This window comes from Pseudomonas sp. SDO5522_S412 (assembly GCF_054071215.1).
The window spans coordinates 1-12,956 of the sequence record NZ_JBSVWQ010000160.1; the positions used below are offsets into that span (position 1 = coordinate 1).

At 59.2% G+C, this 12,956-nt stretch carries 12 protein-coding genes; 4 read left to right on the top strand and 8 right to left on the bottom strand.

Annotated features, from left to right (window positions below; all coding sequences use genetic code 11):
• Positions 1 to 6: 6 nt before the first annotated feature.
• Positions 7 to 933 carry a pyridoxal-phosphate dependent enzyme gene (locus ACW9I6_RS24135; RefSeq protein WP_457339925.1) on the bottom strand — a complete coding sequence of 309 codons (927 nt, stop codon included), beginning with the start codon at positions 931 to 933 and terminating at the stop codon, positions 7 to 9.
• 256 nt (positions 934 to 1,189) lie between these two features.
• Between ACW9I6_RS24135 and ACW9I6_RS24140 the strand changes: the two genes are divergently transcribed.
• The 3 genes from ACW9I6_RS24140 (at position 1,190) to ACW9I6_RS24150 (ending at position 5,767) form a co-directional block, all read left to right on the top strand.
• Complete coding sequence (locus ACW9I6_RS24140; protein WP_178966715.1) at positions 1,190 to 1,846, top strand: hypothetical protein; 657 nt, start codon at positions 1,190 to 1,192, stop codon at positions 1,844 to 1,846.
• Positions 1,847 to 1,922: 76 nt separating this feature from the next.
• A complete protein-coding gene (locus tag ACW9I6_RS24145; protein WP_177039959.1) occupies positions 1,923 to 4,181 on the top strand; it encodes an McrB family protein in 2,259 nt (752 codons plus the stop codon).
• Positions 4,182 to 4,183: 2 nt separating this feature from the next.
• Positions 4,184 to 5,767: a nuclease domain-containing protein gene (locus ACW9I6_RS24150; protein ID WP_178912246.1), complete on the top strand. Its 1,584-nt coding sequence runs from the start codon at positions 4,184 to 4,186 to the stop codon at positions 5,765 to 5,767.
• Between the two features lie 104 nt (positions 5,768 to 5,871).
• Here ACW9I6_RS24150 and ACW9I6_RS24155 read toward each other — a convergent pair whose 3' ends face one another.
• Entirely contained in the window at positions 5,872 to 6,981 is a 1,110-nt protein-coding gene (locus ACW9I6_RS24155) for a DSD1 family PLP-dependent enzyme (RefSeq protein ID WP_008430539.1), read from the bottom strand.
• 57 nt (positions 6,982 to 7,038) lie between these two features.
• On the opposite strand from ACW9I6_RS24155, the gene ACW9I6_RS24160 reads away from it, so the two are divergent.
• On the top strand, positions 7,039 to 7,665 hold the full coding sequence (locus tag ACW9I6_RS24160) for a helix-turn-helix transcriptional regulator (RefSeq protein WP_003212543.1): 627 nt from the start codon (positions 7,039 to 7,041) through the stop codon (positions 7,663 to 7,665).
• Position 7,666: 1 nt separating this feature from the next.
• Here the strand turns inward: ACW9I6_RS24160 and ACW9I6_RS24165 are convergent, their stop codons facing one another.
• The 6 genes from ACW9I6_RS24165 to ACW9I6_RS24190 all read right to left on the bottom strand — a co-directional run bounded on the left by ACW9I6_RS24165 (position 7,667) and on the right by ACW9I6_RS24190 (position 12,821).
• Positions 7,667 to 8,044 carry a RidA family protein gene (locus ACW9I6_RS24165; protein ID WP_457339926.1) on the bottom strand — a complete coding sequence of 126 codons (378 nt, stop codon included), beginning with the start codon at positions 8,042 to 8,044 and terminating at the stop codon, positions 7,667 to 7,669.
• A gap of 12 nt (positions 8,045 to 8,056) precedes the next feature.
• Entirely contained in the window at positions 8,057 to 9,304 is a 1,248-nt protein-coding gene (locus tag ACW9I6_RS24170; RefSeq protein WP_177023072.1) for a dicarboxylate/amino acid:cation symporter, read from the bottom strand.
• Positions 9,305 to 9,426: 122 nt separating this feature from the next.
• Complete coding sequence (locus ACW9I6_RS24175; RefSeq protein WP_003212540.1) at positions 9,427 to 10,386, bottom strand: threo-3-hydroxy-L-aspartate ammonia-lyase; 960 nt, start codon at positions 10,384 to 10,386, stop codon at positions 9,427 to 9,429.
• 105 nt (positions 10,387 to 10,491) lie between these two features.
• Positions 10,492 to 11,280 (bottom strand): ABC transporter ATP-binding protein, encoded by a 789-nt coding sequence (locus ACW9I6_RS24180; RefSeq protein ID WP_023658820.1) that lies wholly within the window; start codon positions 11,278 to 11,280, stop codon positions 10,492 to 10,494.
• A gap of 11 nt (positions 11,281 to 11,291) precedes the next feature.
• A complete protein-coding gene (locus ACW9I6_RS24185) occupies positions 11,292 to 12,050 on the bottom strand; it encodes an ABC transporter permease (protein ID WP_177023071.1) in 759 nt (252 codons plus the stop codon).
• Between the two features lie 9 nt (positions 12,051 to 12,059).
• Positions 12,060 to 12,821, bottom strand: a complete 762-nt coding sequence (locus ACW9I6_RS24190) for an ABC transporter permease (protein WP_457339927.1) — start codon at positions 12,819 to 12,821, stop codon at positions 12,060 to 12,062.
• Positions 12,822 to 12,956 lie beyond the last annotated feature (135 nt).

Genomic DNA, 12,956 nt, shown 5'->3' on the forward strand with positions numbered 1-12,956 from the left:
GGGGATTTAATTCGGTAGAGAGACCGTGTTCTGCCACTGAGCAACCGTTTCCGCACTGATGCTCACCCCACCACACACAATCACCACCACATCCTCAATCCCGGCAATCGCCCCATGCTCCAGATACGCCACGGCCAACGAAACCCCACATGCCGGTTCCACCAACTGGCGTAAATCATCGGCGTACCGCGCCACGCCCATCATCGCGTCGGCATCACTCAACACCACGCATTGATGGGCAAACCTGCCGATATGCTGCACCGGCCACGTCGCCACCTGGGTCGCGGCCAACGACTTGGCCACGGTATCGATCTTCGCCAGCCGCACGGGCTTTCCAGCCTCTACGGCAGCAGCAAACGAAGCCGCGCCCGCCGTTTCACACGCAATCACCTTGCAGCCGAACCGCCCATGACGCTCCAGTCCCGTCAGAACGCCCGCGAGCAGTCCACCGCCGCCCACCGAGGTCACGATGGCGCCCACCTGAGGGCAGTCCTCAAGAATCTCATCGATCATGCTGCTGTGGCCTTCCCACAACAGCGGGTGATCAAAGGCCGGCACATACAGCGCCTCGGGTGCTTTTGAGAGTTGCAGCGCCAGCTCATTGGATTGATCCCACAGATCACCGTGCACCACCACCTCGGCCCCGGCCTGGCGGATGCGTGCGCGGGTGGCTTCGGGGGTGGTGGTCGGCACCACGATCCGCGCCTGTAACCCCAGGCCGCGCGCCGCGAAGGCCGTGGCCAGCCCGGCATTGCCGCCGGAGGGGCATACCACCGTGGTCTTGCCCTGGCTCGCCGCGTAGGCGCACAGCGTGGTCATGCCGCGCAACTTGAACGAGCCACAGGGTTGCAGGTTCTCGAGCTTCAGCCAGACCCGCCGGGTAGCGGTGGACAAGCCGGGGTGCAGGATCAACGGGGTGCGAATCGGCAGCATTGGTCATTTCCTGATCGGTCGAGTACCCATCATATACCAGGCCACGTGCTGTATCTGAGCTAGGCTGGTTGGGTTAAGTTGCTTGCGGTGTGTGATAGTGGCAAATGGCTTTGTCTTCGCTCGGTGATCGGTTACCTTATCGCCCCTGGATGGCTTCGATGGCCATTGCGCAATGCTCGACACAAGGATGGTCATGTAGCGGGAGTTTTTTCACGCCTCCCTTGTGTCGATCTCACCGACTGACACGAGTAGATCCATGTCCAATTGCCTGGTATCACTGTCCGAACAAGCCTTTTTTACGATTGCCACTTCTGCGCTGGAGGCTTACCGCGTTGATCACTCTGCCGATCTGGACGGTACCGGGATCAAGTTGGAGACCTTTGGTTATCTGTGGGGCCATCTCAGCTCAACCAGTATGAACGAGACCGTGTACCGTATCAGCCAGGCAAATGTATCGACTGCCGCTCACCGCACGGGGGATTCCGTTACTGCCCGCGACGATGCCTATACCTTGAAAAATACCTTCGTCGAATCATTCTTTCCGGAACTGCGTTTTCTCGGAGACTTTCACAGCCATCCTTACAGTCAGGAACGTGACGCCGTGCGCACTGAGCTGGACTTGGAGCGCAACGAGTTTTACCGGTTCTCAACTGCGGATATGCGTAGCGCCAAAGCTCAACAGGATGCGTGCAAGGACTACCGCGTTGGCTTGGTAATTACTGTATTTGAGCGTGAGGAACAGGTCGCTCGTTCCAACAAGTACCTTGATGATCAGAGTTGTATCCGTTTCCAATACGACAACATGACAATCTGGATCAAGGCATACGTGTGGGCGGGTGATGATTACCGTAGAAAGGCCGACAAAATGGTGACGCTTATTTGTCCTCCTGCTGGTTTCAGTTTGCAAGTCTGAGACGGACGCTTTGTGCTTTAACGATTCACGCCCGTTCAGCCGTAAAAAGACCTAGTGGCTTCGGAGAGCTAAGCCAATGTTGTTGGATTTGAAAGATGACACCCAGCTGAAAGCCGCTTGTAAAAGCGCGCTTGAGCAAACGCGCACCCAACCTGGAAATCAGGAGTGGCGTAATCGACTGATGGTCTTGCTCGAAAAAGTGCGCGAGTCGGATCACGATGAGTTCACCAGTGAGGCATTTCAGCGAATGCTTTGGGACAGCCGGGCTATTTCAGCCACAGGCATGGGCAGTGTCGACATTTCATTGGTGGCAGCCGATGGGCAAATCGCCGAGGTCTTATGGCAGCTAAAGTCAACCTATCGAGTGTTGCTCCCTGATGCCGTGGAGATGTTGATTGATTCCACTTGGTCACAGGTACTTGCCTTGGTAGAGCTCAAGGTCAAGCGCCGGCCTTTGCTGAAGTTATGTCGGTTGCTCGCGGCTATTTGTCCTGAATACTTCACGACTATTACCAATTTCCGAAAGCTCCACGAGCTGGCTATCGCGATGGGGTTTGACGGTCCCCTGGGGCATGGCCTGTCGGAGCAACGCTGGGTAATGGCGCGATTGAAGGGGGTTCTTGACGATCCTGGCCCAGGGCTGACGCAATTTTTTGTTGAGCATATGACCGTGCCTTGGTTGTTGTACGTCAATCACGTCCAAAAGGCGGAGTTGGAGGCGACGGAGGTATCAGACCTGGCTACCGGAGAGGAGCGCCTCAACCCATTACCTGCAGATCGTCGGCGCCGTGGCATGTTGGCTATTGGTGGGGGCTCATCAACCATTCGTTCAATGATCGAGTTTGCTCGTGAAGGCTGCACGCGCGAAGATTTCCGTGAGCACATGCATTCAATTAACCCCGGCCATGTAACCGGCACCCTCAACACTCAAATCAATGCGTTGATTGCGGAGTGGGGTGTATTGCGGCCTGACGGAGACAACCTTTACCTGACGCCAAGAGGCGAAAGTTTCCTTGAGTCTGGCGACCCGGATGATTTCTGCGATTGGTTGTTAACGCGTATTCTCGGGTTCGACAACATGCTCTATCTATTGATGCAGGAACCTTTGACTGTAAAGGCCCTGGCGCTGGAACTACAAAAGGTCAATCCAGGCTGGACCAGCAACTTTGTTCCGAGCTCACTGATCAACTGGTTGCGCAGCCTGAAGCTTGTTGAGTTGGCCTCCGACAAGACCTTGCAGTTGACCGAGCGTGGATTGACTTGGGCCGAACGTATTCATTGGGTTCCAGGTTTGCTCGGAGGGGACCCGGTACTGGTGCCACAAGAAACCTCGCCCGACTACCAAGGCTATATCAACCGTCCGAAACTGGGAGAGATTCTTGAGAGTTTCGACGACAACATTGTCTTGCGCCCTGAACTCATAGGCCAGCTCGATGCCGGCCTGTGGAGCCATCACCGTCGTCATCTTGCCGTATTGACGGGGTTGAGCGGTGCTGGGAAAACACTGCTGGCCCGAGGTTATGCATTGGGCTTACGGCACGGGGAAAAAGATCCCGCGCAGGGTTTGCTGACCGTTGCGGTACAACCGGGTTGGCACGATCCGTCTTGCTTGTTGGGATACATTAACCCGATTAATAATGAAGTCTATGTGCGGACGGCGCTCCTTGATTTTCTGTTGTGTGCCAGTGCAGATCCAGACCGTGCCTACACTGTGGTCCTGGACGAAATGAATCTGTCGCACCCCGAGCAGTACCTCGCACCGCTGTTGTCGGCAATGGAAACCGGTGACCGGATCGAGTTGCACGCCCAAGGCGTCGAGATTAATGGGATTCCAGCCAGCCTCGACTACCCCGCGAACCTCTTTATCATCGGTACCGTCAATATGGACGAAACCACCCATGGACTCAGCGACAAGGTGCTTGATCGTGCCTGCGTGATTGAGTTCTGGGATATTGACGTGGACGCCTTTCCTGGTTGGAAAAATAGTCCGCTTTCCAGCGAGCAGACCCACAAAGTCCAGCAGGCACTCAAGGATCTGGTCGCAGCACTTCGTCCCGTCAGGCTGCATTTCGGCTGGCGCACGATCAGCGATGTAATGGGCTATATCCGCGAGGCGTTGCGCTGGAACGTTATCGACTTTGAAAGTGCGTTGGACCAGGCTATCTATTCCAAAGTATTACCCAAACTGCGCGGTGAGGACTCGCCCCGTATTCAACGGGCGTTTGCTGCAGTGCAGGTAGTACTCAAACAGAATGAACTTACGCAATCGCAGGCCAAGATGCATGAGTTGCTGGAAGACCTCCAGTACCTGGGTTCTGCCCGGTTCTGGCGTTAAGCATGGGGCAGATTGTCTGCGTTGACCACTCAGGTCGCTTATTCAGCATCAGCCCGGATCAGCTGTGTTCAGGGTTCCATGAGCAGGGTCGTTATGTCTTTCTGATCCCCGAAGGGGCAGGCCAGTTATTTGTCGATGACGTCGCTCTGGCGGCCGGCCGGCATGAGCAACAGATGGCCTGGGTGTGGGAGCCAGGCTTCTATGCGGGGGAAGTCGCTGCTGAGCTCACAGATGTCAGCGGCAACGTTGTCGCTCTTTATCGCCTGTCTGTAGCGCCACAAGGCGAAAAACTCGAACAGGCTTCGTTTGAGCGGATGATCGCCGACATCCAGGCTTTCGACCCAAGTTTGTTGATGGGGACCGAATACACGAAAAGCCAGATCGGCGTGCAAGGTGAAGTGACGAATGTGCATCTGCAATACGCGCGCTTGCGTTGTTATGGCGACGCATTTTTGAAGGCTATGCGTAGGGTGACCAAAAGCCCACTGACGAGGCTGCGCCGAGAGCGGACAATTCAGGGGTTGAACAAGGTCAGACGGCTGGACCGATACTCTGTGCACAAGGCTATGCGCAATCCTGCAATGTTGCCGGTGTTGAACGGGCAATCCAGCAACTTCGGTACTCCCGGGCCCATTGCCTTTGACGTTTCGACGGTATTCAACGACCTTGATAATGCTGCGAACCAGACGCTCTGCGCGGTTCTGCGCGCTGTGGCTCGGCGCGCGGGGCAAGTGATCGCGGGGTTAAGTCGGCTCAGTGAGCAGAAGGAACAGGACGGTGCTCGTTCGTTACTGGTGCCAAGGCTCGCGCGCCGTATGGCGTACCTGAATCGCCTACAGCATGACCTGCGACGAATTGCGCGCAGTGAGCCCTTTACATCAATAAAGACGGCGCATATTTCATCGGCCGGGTTGAACGCTATTTCGGCGCACCCACTGTACGCAAGCGCTTATCGGGTGGGCTGGCACGCTCTGCGTAATGGGGTGGGTGGTGAGTTGAGCGATGAAAGGCATTGGATGAGTCCTACCTGGGAAGTCTACGAACGGTGGTGTTACCTCCAAGTAGTCAAAACCTTGCAAGCGCGCTATTCACACATGGTCTGGCAAAGGGATTGCGTTTCGAACAAAGCTGAATGCATTGCCTTCAACGCAATCGCACCCAATATCGAGCTCAATGTATGGCTTCAGGTCCGCTGCCCGGCATTCGATAAAAAACCCAACCGGGGCTTCGCCAGTATTTCGCGGCAGCGTTTCCCGGATATTGTCATCACCCTTGAGGCCCATGGTCAGAAGCGTTTTTTGGTGCTGGATGCGAAGTATCGAGCCAGCCGCTATGGCGTACTGGATGCAATGCAATCCGCGCATATCTATCGGGACAGTTTGCGCTGGCAAGACCGGGGTCCTGATTGCACGTTGTTACTCGTACCAAAAAAGGGCGGAGTACCTTCATTGGAAACCACACAGTACAGGGATACATACGGGGTTGGCGTCGTGGCGCTGGGTGTTGGGGAGGACCTCAATACGCTGGGCGAATTGCTTCATGGCCTGTTGGGACCGGCTATCACTTCACACACTGAGGTCCAGTAACCACAATACCAGCGTTTAAGACCTCTTCGATCTGCGCAAGTCCTGACGCTGATCCGACATTCTGACAACGAAGACTTTTCCCGCTCTCGTTTGAGGCCTTGGATCTACCACCCCCGTAACCGCTCCCAAACCTGCACCTCACCATTCTCCAGCAGCGCGCCATAGCTGCCGAACTGCGTCCCCGTAGCACACGCATGGTTAGGCAAAACCCTCAGCCGCGTCCCCAGCGGAAACCGCTCAACCACATCCATCGCCACCCCGTCGAACCAAGCCACCCCATGCTCCTGATTCGCGCTGCCCACCAGCAACCCCTCAATCACCTCGCCACCCTCGGTACACACCTGCCCATAACCAAAATCCCGCTTCTGCGACTGCGTCCCACGATCCCGACTCATCGCCATCCACCCCGCGTCGGTAATGATCCAGCCCTTTTCCACCTGATGCCCGATCACCGTAGTCAGCACACTCAACGCCAGCTCATCAATGCGGCACACCCCAACGTTATGCATCACCAAATCAAAAAACGCATAAACCCCAGCCCGCAGCTCAGTCACACCCTCCAGGCTCACCGCCGACAGCGCCGTGGGCGTCGAACCCACACTCACCTGCAAGCAAGGCAACCCCGCCCCCCGAATCACCTCGGCCGCTGCAACACAGCGCGCCCGTTCCTGCTCGGCAATCGCCCGCAACGCCTCAGGCGTATCCAGCCCGTAACTTTCCCCGGCATGAGTCAACACCCCGGCAAGCATCCCGCCGCCATACAGCAGCCTGGCGATCTCCAGCAACAGCGGATCCTGAGGCTTCACCCCGGACCGGTGCCCATCACAGTCAATCTCAATCAGCACCGCAAAAACCTCACCCTGCAGCGCACCAAACTCGACAATCGCCCGGGCCCCGGCCAGGCTGTCGGTGATCAGCGTCAGCGCACACCCCTGACGACGCAACGCCAACGCCTGAGGCAATTTATGCGGCGCCATCGCCACCGCATACAGAACGTCCCGAATGCCGAGGTCGAAAAAATACTCGGCCTCCTTCAACGTCGAAACCGTAATCCCCGTGGCCCCGGCGGCGATTTGCGCCGCCACCACCTCGGCACATTTATGGGTCTTCACATGGGGCCGCAAGCTCACACCCAAGTCATCGGCACGCTGCTGCATACGCAGGATATTGCGCTGCATCCGGCTCACATCCAGCAAAGCTGTCGGGGTTTCCATCGTGCACACTCCAAAAGGTAAATTGACGGTCTATCCAGTACTGGATATGTTGTCTGAATGAAAAAACACACTCCCGAACAAGCGGCCTTGATCAGCCAACTCGAACAGATTGCCGAAGGCCTGAGCAAGACCTTCAGCCCGTTTTGCGAGGTCGTGCTGCACGACCTGCGCGACCCGCAGCACGCAATCATGGCCATCCACAACAACCTCTCCGGGCGCCAGCCGGGTGACCCGGCCACCGAGCTGGGCCTGGCGCGGATTGCCGATCCCGAGTACCCGCAGGTGATCGCCAACTACCAGAACCAGTTCGCCGACGGGCGTCAGGTCAAGAGCACTTCCATCGGCATCAAGGACTCCACCGGCAAGTACGTGGCGGCCTTGTGCATGAACGTCGACCTCTCGTTGTTCCGTGGCTTGCAGGGCATGCTGGAACAGTTCGGCTCGGTCAGCGGCGATCGGCCCGCCGAGTCTCTCGACCCGTCCGGTGCCGACGCCATTCGTGCGCGCATCGACCAGTTCGCCGCACGCCTGGCGACCACCCCACGTGCCCTCAAGGCCGCCGACCGGCGCCTGCTGATGCAAGAGCTGAAAGAAGCCGGCGTGATGGACATCCGGCGTGCCATGGAAACGGTTGCCTCACACCTTGGGGTCTCGCGGGCGGCGGTGTACACCTACGCCAAATGACCTATGCCGAGCGCGCCACGGCTTCGATTTCAATCAGATAGCCGTGGTGCAGTTCCGGCACCGGCACCACCGCGCGGGCGGGGCGGTGATCCTCCAGCGCAGCGGCGTACAAGCCATCAAATTCAGGCCAGTGTTTTACCCCCACCACGTACACCGTGACTTTCACCAGGTCTGCGGGAGAGCCGCCTGCGGCCTTCAAAATCGCCAACAGATTGTCCAGGGCCACTTGAGCCTGTTCGGCAAACGAAGCCTCGAGGTTATGACGCCCGTCAGGGCTCACCGGTAATTGACCGGAGATGTACAGCGTGCCCTGATGGCTTACGGCCTGGGAGTAGTGCCCGGCAGGCTGGGAGGCAGTGGCTGTGTGGTGAATCTTCATGATCGGCAGTTCTCAAGCAAGGGAGGGAAGGGGAGCAGGTTGTTCATCGGTGGCACCGTGGCCAATCACCGCCGTGGCCACGCCGCAGCCGAACACGTTGGTGGCGGTACGGCCCATGTCGAGGATCGGGTCCACGGCGAGGATCAGCAGCAAACCGGCTTCCGGCAGGCCGACCATCGGCAGGCCCGCCGCGAGCACCACCAGTGAGCCGCGCGCCACGCCGGCGGTGCCTTTGCTGATGACGAGCAAGGTCAGCAGGATCATTACCTGATGGCCGAAGCTCATTTCGATGCCATAGGCCTGGGCGATGAACATCACGATAAACGCCTGGTACATCATCGAACCGTCGAGGTTGAACGAGTAACCCAGGGGCAGCACAAAACTGTTGATGCGCTTGGGCGAGCCGAAGCTATCCAGGGCGGCGATGGTCTTGGGGTAGGCCGCCTCGCTGCTGGCGGTGGAGAACGCCAGCAAAACCGGGCTGCGCAGCAACTGCAACAGTTGTTTGAAACGTGCGCCCAGCGCCAGGTAACCCACGCCGCTGATCACCAGCCACAGCACCGCCAGGCCCAGGTAGAACTGCGCGATCAACTTGCCAAAGCTGACCACCATCCCCAGCCCGTACAGGCTGATGGTGGCGGCAATTGCGGCAAACACCGCCAGCGGCGCGATCACCATCACGTATTCGGTGATGCGGAACATCACCTGGGTCAGTTCTTCCAGCACGTGCAGGATCGGCGACCTGGCGCTGCCCTTGACGAACGCCAGCGCTGCGCCGAAGAACAACGAAAACACCACGATTTGCAGCACCTCATTGTTGCCCATGGCCTCGACGATGCTGCGGGGGAATACATGGGACAAAAAACCCGACAGGTTGAAGCTGGCGGTGTTCAAACCGCTGTTGCCGTTGGCCGCCACACTCAGGTTGAGCCCCGCGCCTGGCTGAAACAGATTGGCCAATGTCAAACCGATCAGCAGCGATACCACGGACGCAATCAAAAACCAGGTCATCGCCTTCAACCCGACACGGCCGATGGAACCGCTGTCGGCCATGCTCGCCACGCCACTGATCAACGTCGCCAGCACCAGCGGCGCGATGACCATCTTGATCAGGCGCAAAAACACGTCGGTGACCATGCTGAAGTAACCCGCGATGGTCTTGGCGGTGTCGGCGTCCAGTTGGGCATGCAGCACGGCCCCCACCAGCACGCCAAGGATGATCGCAATCACAATGGCCCGGGCCAGGTAACGATTTTTCATAAGCACCTCTTGTTGTTAACGCTCAGGGAACACCCGGGCATTTTTTATAGGCGGCAGAAATTGCAGGCAGCAGGAAGCCATGTGGCAAGCACGCTCGCCACAGTATTTTCTTGTTGGAGGTTTTAGCCCTTTAGCAGGCTCGCGTACTTCTCGATATCGACGTTGCCACCGGTCACGATGATGCCCACGCGCTGGCCCCGGAACTGCTGCTTGAGGTTGCGCAAGGCCGCAAGGCCGAGGCAACCGGTGGGCTCCACGACCATCTTCATGCGTTGCATGAAGAACCTCATCGACTCCACTAACTCGGCGTCCGAGACCGTAAGGATGTCATTCACGTTCTCGCGGATGATCGGGAAGGTGTGATTGCCAAGGTGCTGCGTCTGGGCGCCGTCTGCGATGGTCGCGGGCGTGTCGATGTGCACGATGCTGCCGGTCTGGAAGGAACGCTGGCCGTCATTCCCGGCTTCGGGCTCGACCCCGTACAGCAGGCAATCAGGTGACAACGCACGGGTGGCCAATGCCGTACCGGAGAGCATGCCGCCACCGCCCAGGCCGACAAACAAGGCATCCAGTGGGCCGGTGAATTCCAGCAACTCCTTGGCGGCAGTGCCCTGGCCGGCCAGCACGTCCGGGTGGTCGTATGAGGGGATCAACGTCATGCCGTGCTGCTCGGCCAGGGTGCGGCCGATCTGCTCGCGGTCTTCGGTGATACGGTCGTAGAACACCACGGTCGCGCCGTATTCCCGGGTGGCGGCGACCTTGGCAGCCGGGGCGTCGGTGGGCATTACGATGGTGGCCGGCATCTGCAACAGGCGGGCGGCCAGTGCGATGCCTTGGGCGTGATTGCCCGAGGAAAACGCCACTACACCGGCCTTGCGCTGCGCCTCGTCAAACCGGGAAAGCGCATTGAACGCACCGCGAAACTTGAATGAACCGGTGCGTTGCAGGTTTTCGCATTTGATGAACACCTGGGCGCCGGTCTCGGCATCGAGGGTGCGCGAGGTGAACACCGGCGTGCGGTTGGCGAAGCCCTCCAGGCGTTCGGCGGCTTTGATCACGTCATGGTACGAAGACAGTTGCATGGAAAGGACCTCTGAAAATGAACCGGGCACGAGCGCATTGCATTTGCTGTCTGGATAAAATATCCATAACTATACAAAATGTAAAGATCGGCATGCCCACTGTCTTCAGTGCCCGACCAGCTCTTCCAGCAACCGGTCCTTGTAGCCCTGCAAGACCGGCGAACTGCGCTCCCTCGGATGTGGCAAGTCCACCCGGATTTCATGCTTGATCCGCCCCGGGTGGGCGTCCATCACGATCACCCGGTCACCCAGGTACAGCGCCTCTTCGATGTCATGGGTGACCATGATCACCGTGCAGCGCTGTTGCACCCAGATCCGTTGCAGCTCCCGCTGCAGGTGCACACGGGTCAGGGCGTCGAGGGCGCCCAGTGGTTCATCGAGCAACAGTACCTTGGGTTTATTGATCAGTGCCCGGGCGATTGCAGCACGTTGCGCCATGCCGCCGGAGAGCTGGTGCGGGTAGGCGTTTTCAAAGCCGGTGAGGTTGACCAGAGCGATATGTTCGGCCACTTGCCGATCCTTTTCGGACTGGGGCAGGTTGTGGTTTTTCAGGGCCAGGGCGATGTTCTGGCTGACGGTCATCCACGGGAACAGGCGGTGATCCTGGAACACAATGCCGCGCTCCAGGCTGGTGGCGGCGATGCGCTGGCCGTCCAGCAGGATATCGCCTTCGTACTCGGCCTCCAGCCCGACAATCAGGCGCAGCAAGGTGGATTTGCCGCAGCCGCTGGCGCCGACGATGCTGACAAACTCCCCTGGCCGCACGTCGAGGTTGATGTTGTGCAACACCGGCAGCGGCTTGCCCTCGATCCGATAGGCCTTGTTCAGGCCGCGAATCTGCAGGGCGCCGGTCTGCACGGCGGTGTGGAGGGCGTGGTGGGCGATTGCGTTCATGTTCATGGCCTTCAACGAATATTGCGCCAGCGCAGCACGTGGCGGCTGAGGCGGGTAAACAGCAGGTTCATCAGGTAGCCCAGCAGGCCGATGCACAGCACGCTGAGCACGATCACTTCCATGCGCGAGCCAGCCTCGGCATTCATCATCAGGTTGCCCAGGCCGGCGCCGGAGGACAGGAACAGCTCACTGCCGATCGCCGTTACCCAGGCGAAGGCGAGGGCATGCAACACGCCGGTGGCGATGCTCGGCAACGCCGCCGGCAACAGCACGTGCACGAACTGCTGCACCGGGCTGAGCACCAGCACCTGGCCGACTTCACGATAACGCTGCTCCACATGGCTGAAGCCCTGGTAGGTGTTGAGCACCATCGGGTAGAACGCCGCGAGGCTGACGATCAGCACCTTGGAGAACTCGCCGTTGCCGAACCACATGGCAATCAACGGGATCCAGCCCAGCATCGGCACCTGGCGAATCGAATGGAACAGCGGGCCGATCAAACGGTTGGCCACACTCGACAGCGCCATCAGCACCCCCAGCACCACGCCGAACAGGATGCCCAGGGCCAGGCCGCCACTGGTGCGGGCCAGGCTGGCCAGCAGGTTGACCAGCAACTCGCCGTTACCGAGCATTTCCAGCAACGCCGAGCCGATCGCCGACAGCGGCACAAAGGCGTAGGCGCCGGCCGCGTCCTGACGCGAGGCGTATTCCCAGGCGAGGATCAACAGCAGCGGCAGCAACAGGCCGCGGGATTTTTTCAAGAGGGTCATGCCGGGCTCCTAGCGGGTCTGCCAGCGAAACAGCCGCTGTTCCAGTGAACGAAAGCCAAAGTCGAGGGCAAAACCAATCAGCCCGGTGACCACCACACCCACCATCACCACGTCGATGCGCAGCATCTGCCGGGCCATCTCGATCATCTGCCCCAGGCCGCTGTCGGCCGCCAGCAGTTCGGTGGCCACCAGCACCACCCAGGCGCGGGTCAGGCTGATACGAAAACCGGTGATGATCGGCGGCGCGGCAGCGGGCAGGGCGATGCGCCAGACGAAGGTCGGCCAGCGCAGGCGGTACACGTCGGCCACTTCGAAGTAGCTGCGGGGAATGCCCTTGACGCCTTCGCTGGCGGCCAGGGCCACCGGGAAAAATGCGGTCTTGGCGACGATGATGATCTTGAAGGTTTCATCAATGCCGAACAGCAGCACGAACATCGGGATCAGCGCGATGCTGGGGATCTGGCGCAAGGTGTGGAACAGCGGGGCGCAATACACCTCGACGTTCTTTGACAGGGCCATCAGCACCCCGAAGGCCAGGCCGTACAGCGAGCCGATGCCAAAGCCCAGACCGAGCCGGGACAGGCTGTTGCCCAGGTGTTCAGCGAGTTCGCCGCTGGCGAGCAGTTCTTCAAAGGTTTGCAGGACCTGGGCCGGCGGTACCAGCAGGTTGCGCGGGAAGATCCCGAGGTGCGCCACCAGCGTCCAGGTGGCGAGCAGGGCCAGCGGCGAGATGAGCCAGGTCAGGGCAGTGAGCAATCGGTAAGGGCGCATGGCGGGTCTTATTTCAGCGAAGTACCCGGGGGCTATCGCAAGACATGTGCCAGTGAACACAACAGGGGAGAACAATGAAGGCCAAATGTGGGAGCTGGCTTGCCTGCGATGACGGTGGCCAGTAAACATTGAGGC

Bases quoted from the DNA above. Each gene is read 5' to 3' on its own strand.
- ACW9I6_RS24135 (WP_457339925.1), bottom strand. From the start codon at position 933: ATGCTGCCGATTCGCACCCCGTTGATCCTGCACCCCGGCTTGTCCACC.
- ACW9I6_RS24140 (WP_178966715.1), top strand. From the start codon at position 1,190: ATGTCCAATTGCCTGGTATCACTGTCCGAACAAGCCTTTTTTACGATT.
- ACW9I6_RS24145 (WP_177039959.1), top strand. From the start codon at position 1,923: ATGTTGTTGGATTTGAAAGATGACACCCAGCTGAAAGCCGCTTGTAAA.
- ACW9I6_RS24150 (WP_178912246.1), top strand. From the start codon at position 4,184: ATGGGGCAGATTGTCTGCGTTGACCACTCAGGTCGCTTATTCAGCATC.
- ACW9I6_RS24155 (WP_008430539.1), bottom strand. From the start codon at position 6,981: ATGGAAACCCCGACAGCTTTGCTGGATGTGAGCCGGATGCAGCGCAAT.
- ACW9I6_RS24160 (WP_003212543.1), top strand. From the start codon at position 7,039: ATGAAAAAACACACTCCCGAACAAGCGGCCTTGATCAGCCAACTCGAA.
- ACW9I6_RS24165 (WP_457339926.1), bottom strand. From the start codon at position 8,044: ATGAAGATTCACCACACAGCCACTGCCTCCCAGCCTGCCGGGCACTAC.
- ACW9I6_RS24170 (WP_177023072.1), bottom strand. From the start codon at position 9,304: ATGAAAAATCGTTACCTGGCCCGGGCCATTGTGATTGCGATCATCCTT.
- ACW9I6_RS24175 (WP_003212540.1), bottom strand. From the start codon at position 10,386: ATGCAACTGTCTTCGTACCATGACGTGATCAAAGCCGCCGAACGCCTG.
- ACW9I6_RS24180 (WP_023658820.1), bottom strand. From the start codon at position 11,280: ATGAACGCAATCGCCCACCACGCCCTCCACACCGCCGTGCAGACCGGC.
- ACW9I6_RS24185 (WP_177023071.1), bottom strand. From the start codon at position 12,050: ATGACCCTCTTGAAAAAATCCCGCGGCCTGTTGCTGCCGCTGCTGTTG.
- ACW9I6_RS24190 (WP_457339927.1), bottom strand. From the start codon at position 12,821: ATGCGCCCTTACCGATTGCTCACTGCCCTGACCTGGCTCATCTCGCCG.